The organism is Streptomyces flavidovirens DSM 40150, assembly GCF_000429085.1.
Lineage (GTDB): Bacteria > Actinomycetota > Actinomycetes > Streptomycetales > Streptomycetaceae > Streptomyces > Streptomyces flavidovirens.
The window spans coordinates 248,366-266,750 of the sequence record NZ_AUBE01000004.1 but is presented as its reverse complement, the minus strand read 5'-3'; the positions used below and the strand labels follow the sequence as shown (position 1 = coordinate 266,750).

General features: G+C 70.5%; 18 protein-coding genes and 1 pseudogene. 10 read left to right on the top strand and 9 right to left on the bottom strand.

Annotation, left to right across the window (positions count from 1 at the left end):
* The first annotated feature begins 5 nt into the window (after positions 1 to 5).
* A complete protein-coding gene (locus tag G412_RS0108550; protein WP_028811728.1) occupies positions 6 to 1,544 on the top strand; it encodes a glycoside hydrolase family 3 protein in 1,539 nt (512 codons plus the stop codon).
* A 69-nt stretch (positions 1,545 to 1,613) separates the two neighbouring features.
* Here G412_RS0108550 and nagB read toward each other — a convergent pair whose 3' ends face one another.
* Positions 1,614 to 2,399, bottom strand: coding sequence for a glucosamine-6-phosphate deaminase (gene nagB, locus G412_RS0108545; protein WP_028811727.1), 786 nt, complete (start codon positions 2,397 to 2,399; stop codon positions 1,614 to 1,616).
* 524 nt (positions 2,400 to 2,923) lie between these two features.
* Here nagB and G412_RS0108540 point away from each other — a divergent pair.
* Positions 2,924 to 4,390 (top strand): sensor histidine kinase, encoded by a 1,467-nt coding sequence (locus G412_RS0108540; RefSeq protein ID WP_028811726.1) that lies wholly within the window; start codon positions 2,924 to 2,926, stop codon positions 4,388 to 4,390.
* A 197-nt stretch (positions 4,391 to 4,587) separates the two neighbouring features.
* Here the strand turns inward: G412_RS0108540 and G412_RS0108535 are convergent, their stop codons facing one another.
* A complete protein-coding gene (locus G412_RS0108535; RefSeq protein ID WP_004937597.1) occupies positions 4,588 to 4,845 on the bottom strand; it encodes a WhiB family transcriptional regulator in 258 nt (85 codons plus the stop codon).
* Between the two features lie 317 nt (positions 4,846 to 5,162).
* Complete coding sequence (locus G412_RS0108530) at positions 5,163 to 6,131, bottom strand: diacylglycerol/lipid kinase family protein (protein ID WP_028811725.1); 969 nt, start codon at positions 6,129 to 6,131, stop codon at positions 5,163 to 5,165.
* A gap of 73 nt (positions 6,132 to 6,204) precedes the next feature.
* Between G412_RS0108530 and G412_RS0108525 the strand changes: the two genes are divergently transcribed.
* Entirely contained in the window at positions 6,205 to 6,636 is a 432-nt protein-coding gene (locus G412_RS0108525) for a hypothetical protein (RefSeq protein ID WP_028811724.1), read from the top strand.
* Between the two features lie 78 nt (positions 6,637 to 6,714).
* On the opposite strand, the gene G412_RS0108520 is transcribed toward G412_RS0108525, so the two are convergent.
* The 3 genes from G412_RS0108520 to G412_RS0108510 form a co-directional block, all read right to left on the bottom strand.
* Complete coding sequence (locus tag G412_RS0108520; protein WP_425274456.1) at positions 6,715 to 7,908, bottom strand: RNA polymerase sigma factor SigF; 1,194 nt, start codon at positions 7,906 to 7,908, stop codon at positions 6,715 to 6,717.
* On the bottom strand, positions 7,797 to 8,210 hold the full coding sequence (locus tag G412_RS0108515) for an ATP-binding protein (RefSeq protein WP_028811722.1): 414 nt from the start codon (positions 8,208 to 8,210) through the stop codon (positions 7,797 to 7,799). The genes G412_RS0108520 and G412_RS0108515 overlap by 112 nt, the downstream gene beginning before the upstream one ends.
* Positions 8,211 to 8,445: 235 nt before the next feature.
* A complete protein-coding gene (locus G412_RS0108510) occupies positions 8,446 to 8,706 on the bottom strand; it encodes a UBP-type zinc finger domain-containing protein (protein ID WP_028811721.1) in 261 nt (86 codons plus the stop codon).
* Positions 8,707 to 8,753: 47 nt separating this feature from the next.
* On the opposite strand from G412_RS0108510, the gene G412_RS0108505 reads away from it, so the two are divergent.
* Positions 8,754 to 10,352: a Na+/H+ antiporter gene (locus G412_RS0108505; RefSeq protein ID WP_028811720.1), complete on the top strand. Its 1,599-nt coding sequence runs from the start codon at positions 8,754 to 8,756 to the stop codon at positions 10,350 to 10,352.
* Here the strand turns inward: G412_RS0108505 and G412_RS0108500 are convergent.
* Positions 10,331 to 11,362 carry a 1-aminocyclopropane-1-carboxylate deaminase/D-cysteine desulfhydrase gene (locus tag G412_RS0108500; protein WP_028811719.1) on the bottom strand — a complete coding sequence of 344 codons (1,032 nt, stop codon included), beginning with the start codon at positions 11,360 to 11,362 and terminating at the stop codon, positions 10,331 to 10,333. The two genes, G412_RS0108505 and G412_RS0108500, sit on opposite strands and share 22 nt — an antisense overlap.
* Before the next feature lie 66 nt (positions 11,363 to 11,428).
* Entirely contained in the window at positions 11,429 to 12,019 is a 591-nt protein-coding gene (locus tag G412_RS0108495; protein ID WP_028811718.1) for an N-acetylmuramoyl-L-alanine amidase, read from the bottom strand.
* 251 nt (positions 12,020 to 12,270) lie between these two features.
* On the opposite strand from G412_RS0108495, the gene G412_RS0108490 reads away from it, so the two are divergent.
* From G412_RS0108490 to G412_RS37810, 5 genes and pseudogenes are all read left to right on the top strand, one after another.
* A complete protein-coding gene (locus tag G412_RS0108490) occupies positions 12,271 to 13,683 on the top strand; it encodes a family 2B encapsulin nanocompartment shell protein (protein WP_028811717.1) in 1,413 nt (470 codons plus the stop codon).
* Positions 13,684 to 13,755: 72 nt separating this feature from the next.
* Positions 13,756 to 14,805 carry a family 2 encapsulin nanocompartment cargo protein polyprenyl transferase gene (locus tag G412_RS0108485; protein ID WP_028811716.1) on the top strand — a complete coding sequence of 350 codons (1,050 nt, stop codon included), beginning with the start codon at positions 13,756 to 13,758 and terminating at the stop codon, positions 14,803 to 14,805.
* Between the two features lie 124 nt (positions 14,806 to 14,929).
* Positions 14,930 to 15,520: a GNAT family N-acetyltransferase gene (locus G412_RS0108480; RefSeq protein ID WP_028811715.1), complete on the top strand. Its 591-nt coding sequence runs from the start codon at positions 14,930 to 14,932 to the stop codon at positions 15,518 to 15,520.
* A 158-nt stretch (positions 15,521 to 15,678) separates the two neighbouring features.
* Positions 15,679 to 16,410: a DUF6304 family protein gene (locus tag G412_RS33675; protein ID WP_051338210.1), complete on the top strand. Its 732-nt coding sequence runs from the start codon at positions 15,679 to 15,681 to the stop codon at positions 16,408 to 16,410.
* Between the two features lie 4 nt (positions 16,411 to 16,414).
* Positions 16,415 to 16,607, top strand: a pseudogene (locus G412_RS37810) (LysR family transcriptional regulator); the annotation flags it as partial.
* A 15-nt stretch (positions 16,608 to 16,622) separates the two neighbouring features.
* Here G412_RS37810 and G412_RS33670 read toward each other — a convergent pair.
* Positions 16,623 to 17,345: a TetR/AcrR family transcriptional regulator gene (locus tag G412_RS33670; protein WP_244282885.1), complete on the bottom strand. Its 723-nt coding sequence runs from the start codon at positions 17,343 to 17,345 to the stop codon at positions 16,623 to 16,625.
* 78 nt (positions 17,346 to 17,423) lie between these two features.
* On the opposite strand from G412_RS33670, the gene G412_RS33665 reads away from it, so the two are divergent.
* Complete coding sequence (locus G412_RS33665) at positions 17,424 to 18,329, top strand: DMT family transporter (protein WP_051338209.1); 906 nt, start codon at positions 17,424 to 17,426, stop codon at positions 18,327 to 18,329.
* Positions 18,330 to 18,385 lie beyond the last annotated feature (56 nt).

The following is an 18,385-nucleotide window of genomic DNA, read 5'->3' as shown; positions in this document are numbered from 1 at the left end:
CCGCCATGACGACACTCGTAAGCCGTACGGACACACTGACCCGCGACGCCCTGGCGGTCCTCCAGCCCGGCTTCGAGGGCGCCACCGCCCCCGACTGGCTGCTGCGCCGCGTCGGCGAGGGCCTGACCTCCGTCGGCCTGTTCGGCCGCAACATCGCCTCCCCGGCGCAACTGGCCGCGCTCACGGCGCGCTTGCGGGCCGAGCGGGACGACGTGCTCGTCGCGATCGACGAGGAGGGCGGTGACGTCACCCGCCTGGAGGTCCGCAGCGGCTCCTCGTTCCCCGGCAACCTCGCGCTCGGCGCCGTCAACGACACCGACCTGACCAGGGAGGTCGCCCGCGAACTCGGCCGCAGACTGGCCGAATGCGGCGTCAACCTCAACTGGGCCCCGTCCGCGGACGTCAACTCCAATCCGGGCAATCCGGTCATCGGCGTACGTTCCTTCGGTGCCGATCCCCAGCTTGTGGCCCGGCACACCGCGGCGTACGTCCAGGGCCTCCAGGCCTCCGGCGTCGCCGCCTGCACCAAGCACTTCCCGGGCCACGGCGACACCGCCGTCGACTCGCACCACGCGCTGCCCCGCATCGACGTGGACTTGGACACACTGCACGCCCGTGAGCTGGTGCCTTTCCGGGCCGCGATCGCGGCGGGCTCCAAATCTGTCATGAGCGCGCATATCCTGCTTCCTGCGCTCGACCCGTCCCGTCCGGCCACTCTGAGCCCGCAGGTCCTCACCGGTCTGCTGCGCGAGGAGCTCGGTTACGACGGGCTGATCATTACCGACGGCATGGAGATGCAGGCGATCTCCGCGACGTACGGCATCGAGCGCGGCAGTGTCCTGGCGATCGCCGCGGGCGCCGACGCGATCTGTGTCGGTGGCGGGCTGGCGGACGACGAGACCGTCCTGCGGCTGCGCGACGCGCTGGTCGCGGCGGTTCGAGACGGCGTACTGCCGGAGGAACGGCTGGCCGACGCGGCCGCGCGGGTGCGCGCGCTCGCGGGCTGGACGCAGCGGACCAGGGGGGCCCGGGGGGCCTCCGGGCCGGGCGCGGCTTCACAGGAGGGGACCGCGCCCGGCACCGGCGCGGGCCCCCGCGGCGAGGTCGGACTGGTGGCCGCGCGGCGGGCACTGCGGATCACGCGGAGCGCCGGCTTCGAGCCCGTCACTTCCGCCCCGTACGTCGCTTCCTTCTCCGCTGCCGCGAACATCGCCGTCGGCGACGAGACGCCCTGGGGTGTGGCCGCCGAACTGGCGCGCCTGCTGCCGGGCACCGCGACGGGCACGTACAGCAGCGAGAACTCCACGCCGGAGCAGGTGACCGGGGCCGCCGGGGGCCGCCGCATCGTCGCGGTCGTACGCGACGCCCACCGCCACCCGTGGATGGCGGTCGCGCTGGAGACGCTGACCGCCGCCCGGCCGGACACGATCGTGGTGGAGATGGGCGTGCCGCAGGCGCAGTCGCGCGGAGCCCTGTACATCGCGACGCACGGCGCCGCCCGGGTGTGCGGTCAGGCCGCCGCCGAGGTCATCGCCGGTGTCTGACCCACGAAGCAGGTGCCGGGGTCCACTGGGGGGACCCCGGCACCTTTCTTCACCGGCCCCGCCAGGTCTCTACAGGCCCTGCCAGGAAGGCTTGGCCGCGTACGTGGCGCGGAAGTAGTCGGCGAGCTTCAGTTTCGACGCCGCCGCCTCGTCGACGACGACCGTTGCGTGCGGGTGGAGCTGGAGCGCGGAGGCCGGAACCAGCGCGGCCACCGGACCCTCGACGGTCTGTGCCACGGCGTCGGCCTTGCCCTCGCCGGTGGCGAGCAGCACCAGGTGGCGGGCCTCCAGGATGGTGCCGATGCCCTGCGTGATGACGTGGTGGGGCACCTGGTCGATGTCGTTATCGAAGAAGCGCGCGTTGTCGAGGCGGGTCCGCTCCGTCAGCGTCTTGATGCGGGTGCGGGAGGCGAGCGAGGAGCACGGCTCGTTGAAGCCTATGTGCCCGTCGGTGCCGATCCCGAGCAGTTGGAGGTCCACGCCGCCGGCCTCGCCGAGAGCGCGGTCGTACGCCTCGCACGCGGCCTGGATGTCCTCGGCGGACCCGTCGGGGCCCATGAAGGACGCCTCGGTCAGACCGAGCGGCTCGACGACCTCGCGCAGCACGACGGAGCGGTACGACTCGGGGTGCCCGGCGGGCAGGCCGACGTACTCGTCGAGCTGGCAGATCCGGGCGCGCGAGGCGTCGACCTCGCCCGCGCGGACCTTGGCTGTCAGCGCCTCGTAGATGGGCAGCGGGGACGAACCGGTGGCCACGCCGAGGAGCGCGCCGGGCTTGCGGCTCAGCAGCCGGCCGATGGCCGCCGCGATGAGCTCGCCGCCCGCTTTGGCGTCCGGAACGATGACAACTTCCACGCTGAGCCTGCCGATCTGAGAGTGGGGAGCCGGTTGTGGTATAGACCAATCTAGCAGAGGGGGCGCCGCACGCCAGGTGGTCTTCGCCGTACGGGCACCCGTATTTCCATGGTCGGCCGGGACGCGCCGGCCGTCACCTTTTTGGACCAGCCGGGCAAGACGGGACGGCCGCGTGCCGAGCGTCCTGGCCGCACGCGAGCACCTGATCGCCTGATCGGGTAATTTGGCCGCACGGCGCGGCCATAGACACGGGATGATGGTCTAGTCCACAATGAACAGGTAAAGCCTCCTCCCTCCCCGCACAGGAGGGTGGATCGAGGCACCGGCGCTCTCTACCCTGACTGCGCCGTGGCCTCACACGGCCGCGCGGGACCGCACACCCGCCCGGTCGATGGGGTGCCCCCCTGCTCCTCAAGAGCTTGGGGAAAGCTCCGGGCTGCGGTGCCAGGAGGGCTGAGGGTCCCTCCCAGGCGCCGCGGCCATGGGGTCGCCCGAGCGGCGGTACGCTCGCACACGTGCCCTCCATGAACGACCTCGTCCGCCAGCACACCGCTCTGAGTGAAACCGACCTCGAGTGGCTCCATCTGCTGGTCTCGGAGTGGCAGCTGCTCTCCGACCTCTCCTTCGCCGACCTCGTTCTGTGGGTCCCCACCCTCGACGGGACGCGTTACGTGTCCGTCGCGCAGATGCGGCCCAACACCGGCCCCACCTCCTACCAGGACGACATGGTCGGTCACCTCGTCCCGCGCGGCCGCCGCCCCCTCCTCGACGCGGCCCTCGACGAGGGCCGGATCGTGCGCGAGGGCGACCCCGAGTGGCGGGAGGAGGTCCCGGTCCGGGTCGAGTCGATTCCCGTACGCCGCGAAGGCCGCGTACTGGGCGTCATCGCCCGCAACACGAACCTGCTGACCGTACGCACCCCCAGCCGCCTGGAGCTGACGTACCTCCAGAGCGCCTCCGACCTGGCGCAGATGATCGCCGCCGGGTCCTTCCCCTTCCCGGCCCAGCAGGTCGACATGGACGCCTCGCCGCGGGCCGGCGACGGGCTGATCCGGCTCGACGCGGACGGCATCGTCCAGTACGCGTCGCCGAACGCCCTCTCCGCGTACCACCGCCTCGGCCTCGCCTCCGACCTCGTCGGACACCACCTCGGCCAGGCCACCGCCGAACTCGCCCCGTCCCGCGGCCCGGTGGACGAAGCCCTGGTCAAACTGGCCAGCGGTTACGCCCCGCGCGAGACCGAGGTCGAGGGGAACAGCGGGGTCATCCAGTTGCGCGCGATCCCGCTCAAGCCCAAGGGGACCCGGATCGGCTCGCTCGTACTGTGCCGTGACGTCACGGAACTGCGCCGCCGCGAGCGCGAGTTGATCACGAAGGACGCGACCATCCGGGAAATCCACCACCGGGTGAAGAACAACCTCCAGACGGTGGCGGCACTGTTGCGGCTCCAGTCCCGCCGGATGGACTCGGAGCAGGGCCGGGAGGCGCTCAACGAGGCGGTGCGCCGGGTCGGCTCGATCGCGATCGTCCACGAGACGCTCTCGCAGAACCTCGACGAGCGGGTCGAGTTCGACGAGATCGCCGACCGGGTGATCGCGATGGTCGCCGAGATCTCGCCGGGCAAGGTCGCCTGCCGCCGTACGGGCCGCTTCGGCATACTCGACGCCGAGGTCGCGACGCCCCTGGCGATGGTCCTCACCGAGGTTCTGCAGAACGCGCTGGAGCACGCCTTCGCGCCGGCGGAGCACGGTTCGGTCGAGGTGGCGGCCGTGCGCGGCGGCGACCGCAAGGACGCCCGGCTGCTGATCACCGTCCAGGACGACGGCCGCGGACTGCCCGAGGGCTTCGACCCGAAGCGGACCGGCAACCTCGGGCTGCAGATCGTACGGACGCTGGTGGAAGGCGAATTGGGCGGGACCTTCGACATGGTCCCCGGTCCCGAGGGCGGCACGCGGGTCGTACTCGACGTTCCCGTACGCGCCGACAAGTAACGCGCAGACAAAAAACGCGCCGACAGGCAGCCCCGGTCCGGGGCGGAAAAGCGGCGAGCCCCGGACCGAGGGTACGGTCCGGGGCTCAAAGCTCACGTTGCTAAGCGCATCGGGGGTACTGCGCGCTGCGGCTCGGGGGCGGGTGGTGCGTACGCGCTGTACGCGCCGCCAAGCTCAGGCTCGTGCGGGGTGGTGGTTCAGGCGGTCGCGTTACGCGCCCGGTTGCGGGCGGCGCGGCGCTTCATCGCGCGGCGCTCGTCCTCGCTGAGGCCACCCCAGACGCCGGAGTCCTGGCCGGACTCGAGCGCCCACTGCAGGCACTGCTCCATGACGGGGCAGCGGCGGCAGACGGCCTTGGCTTCCTCGATCTGCAGCAGCGCAGGACCGGTGTTGCCGATGGGGAAGAACAGCTCCGGGTCTTCCTCACGACAAACGGCGTTGTGACGCCAGTCCATGGCTGCTACCTCTCCTTGGTATTACAAGCACGTTGCTTGTGAATGTGAACGCTTTCACGAATCCCCCCGCAAGTGAAGGGCCGACTGCCAGTTACCTGGTGTGGGTCCTGTGTGGAGGAGGGGTTCTGGCTTTCAGTGGAGGCTGGTGTTGCGGGCCGTCCCGATCGCCATGTAGAGATTCGCAAACCTCGGCAGCGGATACAACCCCTTCCGGAAAGTTTTTTTTGATTCCTCGGTGTCGGGTAGGTCACAGCCGTACTTCTATGGGGTGTAACCCAGCCCGTACGTTCGAGTTAAAGGACTTTTGCGCCTTCCGCTCACACAATCACACGCAGTGCACGGCGTACGCCTGTGAACGTCACGCTCGTACGCAGTCCTAGGTGGTCACCGTCCATCTGGAAGGGGAGCGGGGCCTTGGAATGCAAGGTGAAGTCGGTCAGGTCGTGCAATGTCACCGCATGTTTACCGTGCGGCCCGCGCTCGGGCGTCGAGGTCAGTAGCTGGGTCGCGTAACGGGCGACCGCGGGAGTGGACAACTTACTCAGACCGAGCACGTCCAGGGCCTTGTCGAAGGAGGCCTCGGGGGACGCGTACATCGGACGATTGCCCAGGTAGGTCCAGGGAGAGGTGTTGCAGATTATGGACAGCACAAGATCTTCGACCGGGTCGTGACCGGGGCGCTCCAGGGTGATCAGACCCTGTAGGCGGTGCGGTTCGGTCAGGAACTGGCGTACCACCTGGCGCACATAGAGGGCGTGCGTCGAACGCTTTCCGCGCTCCCGCTGCTGCTCGACTCTGCCGATCACTCCCGCGTCGAAGCCGAATCCCGCGCAGAACGTGAACCAGCGGGCCGCGACTGATTCGTCCTCCGTACCCGGGGTACCCGCTGCCAGGCCGAGACCGACCGTGCGCTCACTGCGCGTGCTCAGCGCGTCCAGGATGGCGCCGGTCGCCTCGACCGCGTCATTGGGGATGCCCAGGGCGCGCGCGAAGACGTTCGTGGAACCGCCCGGTACGACGGCGAGGCGCGGCAGCCTCTCCGGGTCCGGGCCCTCGTGGAGGAGACCGTTGACGACCTCGTTGACCGTGCCGTCGCCGCCGAGCGCCACGACCAGCTCTATGTCCTTGCTCTGTGCCGCCCGCCGACCCAGATCGCGGGCGTGCCCCCGGTACTCGGTCGTCACCACTTCCAGCTTCATCTCGCTGGCGAGAGCGTGGATCAGGACGTCACGGGTGCGTGCGCTGGTGGTGGTAGCTGCCGGATTGACCACGAGGAGTGCACGCATGAGCGCCAGACTACCCAGTAGGGCGTACGTGACCCAGACCTGGTCCGCCGGGCCGGGCGGTTACGCTGCTGGGGTGAGCAATGAGCAGACTCCCGGACCCGCCGCCGCCCCCCGCCCCCACCGGCTGACCGCCGCCGCGGGCCTCGCCGCGCTGGAGGGCCTGGCCCTGGTGGCCGGTGGCGCGTACATGCTCGTGATGGGGCTGCTCGGCAGCCCCGACAAGCCCGAGCAGGCGGAGATGGGCGGCCTGACGCTGATCGTTCTGGCGCTGCTGCCGCTGCTGGCCGCGCGGGGGCTGCTCAAGTGCCGCGCGTGGAGCCGGGGGCCCGCGATCATCACGCAGATCATGGCGCTGCCGGTGGCCTGGACGCTGCTGCGCTCCGAGGGCTCCCTGCTGATCCCCGCCGGCGTCGTGCTCGCGGCGGTGGCTGTGGCGTCGCTGGTCCTGCTGGTCAACCCCGAGACGAACCGGGCGCTGGGCATCCGCGGTCCCCGCGACGCATAGCGACAGCGGCGCGGGGCGGGGGCGGGGCGGTTCACCGCAGATGCCGTACGGCCTAGCGCTTGCTCCTCTTACTCCTCGTTACTCCTCGACCAGAAGCTTTTCGCGGAGCTGGGCCAGTGTGCGCGCCAGCAGCCGGGAGACGTGCATCTGGGAGATGCCCACCTCCTGTGCGATCTGCGACTGCGTCATGTTGCCGAAGAAACGCAGCAGCAGAATGCGCTTCTCGCGCGGTGGAAGATCTTCGAGGAGCGGCTTCAGTGACTCCCGGTACTCCACGCCTTCCAGCGCCTCGTCCTCGGAGCCCAGCGTGTCCGCGACCGCCGGGGACTCGTCGTCGGTGTCCGGCACGTCCAGCGACAGCGTGCTGTACGCGTTGGCGGACTCCAGGCCCTCCAGGACCTCCTCCTCGGAGATGCCCAGGCGCTCGGCCAGCTCGTGCACGGTCGGGGAGCGGCCGTGCTGCTGGGAGAGCTCGGCGGTGGCCGTCGTCAGGGACAGACGCAGCTCCTGGAGACGGCGGGGGACCCGGACCGCCCAGCCCTTGTCACGGAAGTGCCGCTTGATCTCACCGACGACGGTCGGCGTCGCGTACGTCGAGAACTCGACGCCGCGCTCCGGATCGAACCGGTCCACGGACTTGATCAGGCCGATCGTGGCGACCTGCGTGAGGTCGTCGAGCGGCTCCCCGCGGTTGCGGAAGCGGCGCGCCAGGTGCTCGACCAGCGGCAGGTGCATGCGCACCAGCCGGTTGCGCAGCTCCGCCTTCTCCGGCGATCCGTCCGGCAGCTTGCGCAGCTCGATGAACAGCGCGCGTGCTCCACTGCGGTCGTGCGGATCGTGGCGCCCGTGCTCGCGCTCCGTCTCCGTCTCCGTGGAGTGCTGTCCGTGCTCGCTCATATGGCCCGCCCGATCTGCCTGCTCCGCCGCCACCGTGCCCACCAGGCCGTCCACCGGTCCCTCGGCCACCGGTCCCTCGGCCACCGGTCCCTCGGCCACCGGCCCGTCGGCCGTCGGTCCGTCGACCGGATGGGGCCGGGCCTGCTGCTCAGGGAAGCCCGCGGGTGCGGGCGTCGGCCTGGCCTCCCCGGCCGGAACCGCGCGCCGTCCCGTCGGCGCCTGTGGGCTGAGCTCCTCGTTGCGCACCGGCCCGTCCCCGTTCCTCACGCCGGCCCGGGTCCCGCGCCGCGCTGTTTGTACAGGCTGATGGTGACCGTACGGTCCTCCGCGACCGTGGAATCGACCTTGCCCGCCAGTGCCGAGAGCACCGTCCAGGCGAAGGTGTCGCGCTCCGGTGCGCGTCCGTCCGTGGTGGGGGCCGAGACCGTGACGTCGAGTGAGTCTTCGACGAGCCGGAAGACACAGCTGAGGACGGACCCGGGCACGGCCTGCTGAAGCAGGATCGCGCAGGCCTCGTCGACCGCGATGCGCAGATCCTCGATCTCGTCGAGGGTGAAGTCCAAGCGCGCCGCGAGTCCGGCCGTGGCCGTACGCAGCACGGACAGATAGGCACCTGCAGCGGGCAGCCGGACTTCAACGAAGTCCTGGGTCCCGGGCTCGCCTGCGATCTGGGACACCCTCACCTCCAAGGTGGCACAAGCTCTTTCGGGGGGTCCGGGAGGCAGTGCCCCCCGAAGCCGCGCGGTACGTCGTTACGTCGTTCGCCGGTGACGCTATCGCGATCCATTCTGCCCTGTCGCCGGGGCCCTACCCCAGGCTGTCACTCATGGTAAGCACATGAGCACGCACAGTGGCTAGGGGTCTGCGGCACCCAATTGGAAACAACCGGCGCCGGGTTGACGTACCCACACGTCAGACGATCGAACCGTCCTCGTAGCACCAGCGCCAGTTGTCCCCAAGCTCGAAGCTGCGCATCACCGGATGGCCCGTTTCCTTGGCGTGCCCGGACGCGTGCCGGAACGGCGACGAGTCGCAGCACCCCACGTGCCCGCATTCCAGGCACAGCCGCAGTTGCACGGGATGACTGCCGACCGCCAGGCACTCCGGGCAGGTGTCGCTCAGTGGGTCCGGCTCGGGGTGCGGCAGTCCGGCAACGTGAGGGCACTCGTACATGATGGCCAGGTTACGACGTACAAGCGGATAAGGGCGGGCCGGAAACGATGGACGCATTGCCACTGCTGATCCTGATCGCGGGGAGTGCGGTGGTCGCGGGAGCGGCCCGCAGGACGCCCGTACCGGCGCCGTTGCTGCTGGTCGCGGCGGGACTCGTGGCGACGTACATCCCGGGCGTGCCGGATTACACGCTCAGTCCGGACATCGTGCTGCCGCTGCTGTTGCCGCCGCTCCTGTATACGGCCGCCGTGGACAGCTCGTACCTCGATCTGCGGGCGAACATCAGGCCGGTGGCCTTCCTCTCCGTCGGCTATGTGCTGTTCGCGACAGTGACCGTCGGCTACTTCGCGTATCTCGTGGTTCCCGGGCTCACGCTGACGTCCGCGCTGGTCCTCGGTGCGGTGATCGCGCCGCCCGACGCGGTCGCCGCGACCGCCATCGCCCGCCGGCTCGGGCTGCCCCCGCGCATCACCGCGATCCTCCAGGGCGAGTCCCTGGTGAACGACGCCACCGCCATCACCGCGTTCAAGGTCGCCCTGGCGGCCGCCGCGGGTGAGGGCGCCACCTGGGTCGGCGGCATCGCGGAATTCGCCGTCGCCGCGGTGGGCGGGGTGGGGGTCGGCCTGCTGCTGATGGTGCCGCTGCACTGGCTCCGTACGCACCTGAAGGAGCCCCTGCTCCAGAACACCCTCTCCCTGCTGATCCCCTTCGTGGCGTACGCCGCGGCCGAGCACGTCCACGCCTCCGGGGTGCTCGCCGTCGTGGTCGTCGCCCTCTATCTGGGGCATCGCTCCTGGCAGGTCGACTTCGCGACCCGGATCCAGGAACACGCCGTGTGGAGGATGGTGTCCTTCATCCTCGAATCGGTCGTCTTCGCGCTGATCGGGCTCCAGCTTCCGTACGTCCTGGGCGCACTCGGTCCCTATGGGGGCGCTCAGGCCGCCTGGTACGCCTTCGCGGTGTTCGTGGCGGTCGTGGTGGTGCGCTTCGTCTGGGTGTTCCCGGCGACGTATCTGCCGCGCATCCTGTCGCGGCGCATCCGTGAACGTGAACCGGGCGTCACCTGGACCTCACCCGTGATCGTCGGATGGGCCGGGATGCGGGGTGTCGTCTCCCTCGCCATCGCGTTCTCCATTCCGCTGACCGTCGAGCACGGCGAGCCGTTCCCCGCGCGGAACCTGGTCCTCTTCCTCACCTTCACGACTGTGATCGCCACGCTGGTCGTACAAGGGCTCACTCTCGCGCCGCTGATCCGCCTGCTGAAGATGCCCAGACGCGATGTGTACGCCGAGACGCTCGCCGAGGCGCAGGCGCAGAGCGAGGCATCGGCGGCCGCCGAGGCGCGGCTGGAGGAGCTGCTCGCCGATCCGCGCAACGCACTGCCGCAGCCGCTCGCGGACCGGCTGCGGACCGTTCTGGAGAGGCGTCGCAACGCCGTCTGGGAACGGCTCGGCGCGGTCAACGAGGAGACCGGCGAATCGGCGGACGACACGTACAGGCGCCTCGCCGGGGAGATGATCGCCGCGGAACGGGCGGTCTTCGTGGAATTGCGGGACCGGCGGCGCATCGACGACGAGATGCTGCGCACTCTGATGCGCAGGCTCGATCTGGAGGAGGCGGCGGCCTACCGCGCGGAGCCCGGCTGAGCGGCGTCCGGCCGGCCCGTGATCACGGCCGCGACGGTGGTGCCCGGCGGAAAGGCTCCCTCGGTGGCGAGAGTGGTCAGTCCGTGCAGCATCTTGGCGACGTAGAGCCGCTCCATGGGCAGCCCGTGCCGTTCTTCGAAGTCGGCGGCGAACGCTTCGAGTTCGGGAGTGGTGCGGGCGTATCCGCCGCAGTGGAAGCGGTCGTCCAGCGTCCAGTCGCCGGCGGGGGCGCCGAAGGCGGCGTCCTGGAGCGCGCGTATCTCGTCGCCGAGGAAGCCGCCCTTGAGTACCGGGAATCCGATGGCGCGCTGCGCGGGCCCCAACCCCGCCGCGAGCCCGGCGACGGTGCCGCCGGTGCCGCAGGCGACCCCGGTGACATCGGCGAGGCCGCGCAACTCCGTCCCCAGCGCGACACACCCCTGCACGGCGAGGGCGTTGCTGCCGCCCTCGGGGACGACGTAGAGATTCCCTGCCCCGCTTTGCCACTCGCGGCAAGTCTCAGCCCCTCCGGCGTGTGCGGGGCGGGGCCCCGGTTCGGGAAGGGGCGGGGTGGGGAGAAGACCTTGCGCGGCGGCGGCACTCGCCTCGGCCACGATGGCGGCCAGCACCTTGGGCTCCGCCTTCGCCCGATACGTCGCCCGGTCCACGAAGTGCAACCGCATGCCGTCCGCCGCGCACCGGGCCAGGGAGGGGTTCAGGGGCCGCCCGGCCAGCTCGTCGCCCCGTACCACACCGATCGTCGCAAAGCCCAGCAGCCGCCCGGCAGCAGCCGTCGCCCGCAGGTGGTTCGAGTACGCGCCGCCGAATGTCAGCACCGTCCGGCCCGCCGCCGCCCGCAGGTTCAGCTCCAGCTTGCGCCATTTGTTGCCCGGCAGGTCCGGGTGGATCAGATCGTCACGCTTGAGCAGCAGCCGTACGCCGCGACGGCTGAAGCGCTCGTCCTCCGCCTCCCGCAGCGGCGACGGCAGCCGCGGCCGCAGGCGGGAGAGGTCGAGCGCTTCGTGGGTCACGCACCCATTGTCGCCACGCGCGTCACCACGCGGGTCGTCACGCGCGTCACGGTCATCGCACGAGCGTCACGCGAGGCGGCCCTGGATCCGCGCGCGCATCGTGTTCATGGAGAATCCGCGGGGGTCTATCTTGCCCGGCTGCCATTCCAGGTGGCCGATCACCGACCGGGAGTTCCACCCGTGGTGCCGGCAGACCGCGGCCGCCGCCCGCTCTATGGCTTCGAGCTGCGCCTCGGACCAGGGGTCCTCGCCGTCGCCGAGGTTCTCGCACTCGAAGCCGTAGAAGTGCCGGTTTCCGTCGGTGTTGGACTCGTTGTCGGGCGGCAGGGCCCTCTCGGCGATGACCGCGCGCAGTACGTCGTCGTCGCCCAGCCCCGCGTGGTTGGCGCGGCCGTACCCGACCAGATGGATGGAGCCGTTCCTGGCGATAACGCCGTGGCAGAGCGGACCGGGGAGTCCCGGATAGCCGTCACGACAGATGCGGACGGTCTTGGAGGTGCCGGAGGTGACGGTGTGGTGGATCATCACGCCGTGCACAGGCCCCCAGGGGCCCATGTGGTTGCGGTTGTGCGTACGCCAGTCGCCGACCTGGACGACGTTGATGCCCTCGTCTCTGAGTACGTCGAGGAATCTGCTCGCGGACATGGGTGAGGCCATGACCGCCTCCTTAGGTGAGTCGCGCACCATCTCGTACGCTGCTTGTATCCGAACTCCCTTGCGATGGCCATACGTTCGGACTACGTGCGAGCTGATTCGGACATCCCCCGCACGGGTCCCTTCGTCTCGCAGCCGTGCGGCGTGCCCCGCCGTCCGGTGATCCAGTCACACACTTTTGTGTAATGGCGCCATGACTCCCCGTGCTGGAAGGCTTGTTGCAGCCGGTCAGCTCGTGATCAAGAGGGAGTCAGATGTCGGTCGAGGCAGGTTCCGAGATCCGCGAACAGCAGACACAGCCGCAGCAGAGTCTCGGCACGGCCGCAGCGCGGAATTTGGCCACCACCACCAAGTCCGCACCGCAGATGCAGGAGATCACCTCGCGGTGGCTGCTGCGGATGCTGCCATGGGTCCAGGTCCAGGGCGGTACGTACAGGGTGAACCGCCGGCTCAGTTACGCCGTGGGCGACGGGCGAGTGACCTTCGTACAGACCGGGGAGCGCGTAGAGGTCATTCCGGGCGAGCTGAAGGAACTGCCGGCGCTGCGTACGTACGGTGACGAGGAGGTGCTGGCCGAGCTGGCGCAGCGGTGCGAGCAGCGGGAGTTCGCGGCGGGAGACGTGATCGCGGCGGCGGGAGGTGCCGCGGACACGGTCTACCTGCTGGCCCACGGCCGGGTGGAAAAGGTCGCGGACGGCGCGTACGACGCCGAAGCGGTGCTCGGTGTCCTCGCCGACGGGGCGTACTTCGGTGACCAGGCGCTCGTCGAGGAGGAAGGCACCTGGTCGTGCACGGTTCGCGCCGCGACCGCGTGCACGGTGCTGACGCTGTCCCGCCAGTCCGTCATGACGCTGGCCGACCGTGCTGAAACGTTGCGCGATCACCTCACGCGCGTACGGACACTGCCCCGCCAGCGCACCAACAAGTACGGCGAGGCGCCCATCGACCTGTCCGCGGGCCACGTCGGTGAGCCCGTCGTCCCGCACACGTACGTCGACTACGACGCGGCGCCGCGCGAGTACGAACTGAGCGTCGCGCAGACCGTCCTCAAGGTCCACAGCCGGGTCGCGGATCTCTACAACCAGCCGATGAACCAGACGGAGCAGCAGTTGCGGCTCACCGTGGAGGCGCTGCGCGAGCGCCAGGAGGACGAGCTCATCAACCACCGTGAGTTCGGACTGCTCCACAACTGCGACTACGGGCAGCGCCTCCAGCCGCACGACGGCGTGCCCAGCCCGGACGACATGGACGAGCTGCTGTCGCGGCGCCGGGGCTCGAAGCTCTTCCTGGCCCACCCCCGCGCCATCGCCGCCTTCGGCCGCGAGTGCAACAAGCGCGGTCTGAACCCGGAGAGCATCGAGATCGGCGGCAGCAGGGTGCCCACCTGGCGTGGTGTGCCCATCTTCCCCTGCAACAAGATCCCGGTGAGTGACGCGCGCACGACTTCGATCATCTGCATGCGTACGGGGGAGGCCGAGCAGGGCGTCGTCGGACTCCAGCAGAGCGGCATCCCGGACGAGATCGAGCCGAGCCTGTCGGTGCGCTTCATGGGCATCGACGAGCAGGCGATCATCCGGTACCTGGTCACGGCGTACTACTCGGCGGCGGTGCTGGTGCCGGACGCGCTCGGTGTCCTGGAGAACGTCGAGATCGGCAGGTGGCACTGAGCCCGGCTCTCGCACAGGCGGTCCTTGCCCCCGGCCGGAGGGCACCGTACGAGCACTGCTGGAGGAGTCACCGTGACCACGACCAGAGCGGAAGCTGCCGCCACCGAGGGGCGCGAGGCGGCAGCCCTCCTGGAACGGACCCGCAGCACCGTCGATCCCCAACTGCGCACCTGCGTGGAGAGTCTGCCCGGGTCATTACGGCGGATCGCGCTGTACCACTTCGGCTGGGAGCGGGCCGACGGCACACCGGCCACGGGACAGGCGGGCAAAGCGATCAGGCCGGCCCTCGTCCTCGCCGCCGCCCAGGCGCTCGGCGGGGACCCCGGCCGGGCCGTACGGGCGGCGGCGGCCGTGGAGCTCGCGCACAATTTCACGCTGCTCCACGACGACGTCATCGACGAGGACCCGACGCGCCGGAACCGGCCCACCGCCTGGACGGTCTTCGGCGTACCGGCCGCCATCGTCACCGGGGACGCGATGTGCGCCCTCGCGCTGCGGATGCTCGCCGAGGATCCGCACCCGGCGGCGGCCAGGGCGTCGGCGCGGCTGGCCGCCTGCGTCGTCGAGCTGTGCGCGGGCCAGCAGTCCGACTGCGAATTCGAGCGGCGCGGACCTCTGGACGTGTCGCTCGAAGAGTGCCTCGCCATGGCCGAGGCGAAGACCGGAGCTCTGCTCGGCTGCGCGTGCGCTCTCGGCGCGCTCTACGCGGGCGCGGAGGAGGACGAGGTCGCGGCCATGGATGCGTTCGGCAGGGAGGCGGGCCTGGCCTTTCAGCTCATCGACGACCTGATCGGCATCTGGGGCGACCCTTCCCACACCGGCAAACCGGCGGGCGCCGATCTGGTGGCCCACAAGAAGTCCCTCCCGGTCGTGGCGGCGCTGACCTCGGGCACCGAGGCCGCCGCCGAGCTCGCCGCCCTGTATGCGGGGCCGCTGGACGGGGCGGCTGTCCGGCGCGCGGCCGACGCGGTCGACCGGGCGGGCGGCAGGGACTGGGCGCAGGGGCACGCGGCGGACCGGATGGCCACGGCCGTGCAACATCTGGCGCGCGCGGTGCCGGACCTGGGGGCGGCGGGCGACCTGCTCTCGCTCGCCGAGTTCGTCACCCGCAGAACACGCTGACCGGGGGCATGGACGGCGGCGGGCGTCCGGGGGGGACCGGGGCGCCCGCCGCCCTCAACTCTAGGATCGGATACGTCAGTTCAGATGACGGATCATCCCGATCCTGGAGAGAAGAGGCCGGACCGTGGGCGTGGAGATACGACAGGCGGGGAAGAGCGACCGTGAGGCGCTCGTGCGACTGCTGGACGCTGCCTTCATGGACGACCCGGTGAGCTGCTGGGTCTTCCCCGACCGGGCGTACCGCGGCCGCGTGCACGGCGCGTTCCTCGGCGTCTTCCTCGATGTGGCCCTGAGCGAGGGGCGGGTCGACGTAACGGAGGACGGATCGGCGGCGGCCCTCTGGCTTCAGGTGCCCGCCGGAGTGCCGGAGGAGGACGACACTCCCGTACGGATGAGGGAGACCGCCGACCCGGACAACGAACGCGCGGAGCTCGTCGGCCGGCTCATGGGCGAGGTGCATCCGCACGACCGGGCGCACGAGTATCTGCTCCTCATCGGAGTCTCGCCCGACCGCCAGGGGGAGGGGCTCGGCACGGCGCTGATTCAGCCGGTCCTCGACCGCTGCGACCGGGACGGCGTACCGGCCTATCTGGAGGCGAGCAGCGCGCGCAGCAGCAAGCTGTACGAGCGGCTCGGGTTCGCCTTCACCGGCCGTACGGTCGAGCTGCCCGACGGCCCGCCCATGTGGCCCATGTGGCGCGACCCGGTGCGCTGAGCGCGGCCCCCGGTTGGCGCGGTTCGGTGACCCCGCCGCCCGGCCTTTCCTGTCGACCCGGACCTTTGACAACGGCACCGTCGTCCTGATGTACAGCAAGAGCCGCTGAACCCAGGGCTGTTGGGGGGCTCAAGTCCGTACGGGCTAAAGTCCCGATCATGACAGGAGAGCCATGGCCCGGCTGGTACCGCGACCGCGAGGGTGCCGTCGCCGTCACCTTCGCGGCGGACGGACAGCGGCTGCGCACCCGCATCAGGGGAGTCGACTTCGAAGGCGACAGCTTTGACGCGCTGGAACCCGTGGCCGGCCCGCAGCCCGCCGGCGCGGGGTCCGCGCCGGCGGGCGGTTCGCTGTGCGACTGCATACTCGAATGGGACATCCCGATACCGGTGTACGCCGATGGGCGGGTCCACCGGGCCACGCTCAGTTGCCTGCTCACGCTGGGGAAGCCGCTTGCTGGGGGTGGCATCGACCGGCAGCACCTGGCGCTGACCCTGCACTTCGACGGTGCGGCGTACGAATCGGAGCGTGCGGAGACCGATTTCGAGCACGCGTTGACGGTGATCCAGCGGCGGCTGCCGGCCGGTGCGTATCTGCGGGCCTGCATTTCTTGCGCCTTCTCCGACTACCACCCCGCGGGGAGCGGTCTGTTCGGGAACCTGGCTTGCTTCCGGCGGACCAAGGACGCGTACCGGGCCGTCGAAGGCAGGCGCGGGCTGATCGAGCTGTGGGATCTGCGGTCCGGCTTCGTACAGGAGACGTGGGCGTGCCCGGATTTCGAGCGCAGGCCGGCGCAGGGGCCGGGGACGGGGTACCGCGGCGCGTTTCCGCAGGTGCGGGGGGACACGCCGACGCCGCCGGAGCCGGTGGCCGCGGAGGCGGCGGGCTAGACGCGGCGAGGCTGTCGCACCCTGCCGGCCGACGTCGGGGCCGCGCGACGACATGGCGATCCGGCCGCGGTCCGGCTGCGGCGGTGTACGCCGATCTGGAGGCCGCGTACCACGACGCGGCGATACGGGCGCCCGGATACCGGCAGTGGCTGCTGCGCAACGAGAGCCCGCTGCCGGCGGGAGGCGCGGTGGCGTGACGTGCGGGGGCGGGCCTACGCGGACGTGCTCCCCGTCGCGCTTTCCCGGTTTGCCCCGCCTGCTGTGCCCGCCCCACCTGCGCTGCCTGCCCCGCTTGCCCCGATGAGGCGGCTCGCCTCCTCGCGGGCTTGGGCGACCGGGTCCTTGAAGATGCCGAGGCCCCGCGCGACGAGCGCCCCTTCATGGAGCAGCATCAGCGTGCGCCCGAGCTGAGCGGCGCTGCCGCCGCCCCGCTCTCGGCCCTGCTGTCGGCCCCGCTGTCGGTCCCGGCCCCGGTCGATGCCCCTGGCGAGGTCGGTGAAGAGGGCGAGCATCCACTTCTTCTGGCCGGTGATGATCGCGTACGCCGGGTGGGAGGGGTCGCTGATCTCGGCGTGGGCGTTGACCATGCTGCACCCCCTGGGGCTGTTCTCGTCCGCCCACGCGCGCGAGGCGTCGAACACGGCCAGGATCCTTTCCGCCGCCCCCTGTTCGGTCTTCAGCCGTTCGGCGAGGAAGGCGCGCCAGCGCTCGTCGCGGGCGGCCAGGTACTCCACGACGATCTGTTCCTTGGAGCCGAAGCGGTCGTAGAGCGTCTTCTTCGTGACACCCGCCTCGGCGGCGATGAGGTCCACCCCCACGGCGTGGATGCCGTGCTCGTAGAAGAGCCGCGAGGCGGCGTCCAGGGCGCGCTGAGCGCCGGGGGTCATGGAGATGCGGCGGGGCTCCACGGTGCTCGTGCCGGTGCTGCTGCTCATGCGTACCACTATACCGATCTGTATAGTTGCGGGAGTGGAGGTAGACCGATCGGTATACCCGGCGAGGTGGGTGGCCGCATGAACGTCCTGCTGTCCGCCGCGTTCGTACTCTGCTGGAGTTCCGGTTTCATCGGAGCGAAGCTCGGTGCGGGGAGCGCCGACGCGGTGACGATCCTGATGTGGCGCTTCCTGCCCCTGGCACTCGTGCTGGCCGTTGTCGCCGCCACCCTCACCAGAAGCGCGTGGCGCGGGCTGACCCTCCGCGACCTGCTCCGCCAGGCGGCAATCGGCGCGCTCTCGCAGAGCGGCTACCTGCTCACCGTCTACTACGCGATCCAGCTCGGCGTTTCCAGCGGCACCACCGCCCTGATCGACGGCACCCAGCCACTCGTCGCGGGAGCGGTCGCGGGGCCGCTCCTGCACCAGTACGTCTCGGCCCGGCAGTGGCTCGGCCTGTGCCTGGGAGTGACCGGCGTCGCGATCGTCACGCTGGCCGACGCAGGGGCCGCCGAAAGCGTCGCTCCATGGGCGTACGGGCTTCCGTTCCTCGGCATGCTGTCCCTGGTGGCGGCGACGTTCCTGGAGGGCCGCTCCCGTACGCCGGTCGCGCCCTCGGTCGCGATGACCGTCCATTGCGCCACCAGCGCCGTCGTCTTCACCGCCGCTGCGGCGGCCTCCGGAGCGGCGCTGCCGCCCGCCGAACCGTCGTTCTGGCTGGCGATCAGCTGGCTCGTCGTACTCGCGACCTTCGGCGGGTACGGCCTGTACTGGCTCATCCTGCGGCGCTCCGGGGTGACCGCGGTCAACACGCTCATGTTCCTGATGGCGCCGGTCACCGCGGTCTGGGGAGCCCTGATGTTCGGGGAGCCCTTCGGCGCGCAGACCGCCATCGGCCTGGCCGTGGGCCTGGCCGCCGTGTTGATCGTCCGCAGCGATGGTGCCAATGGCCGTACGAAGGAATGCTCCCGGACCGCGGTCCATTGACGCTGTAGGAGGCGGTCGCCACCGCCGTCCCAAAGCGACGCAGGACGCAGCAGCAA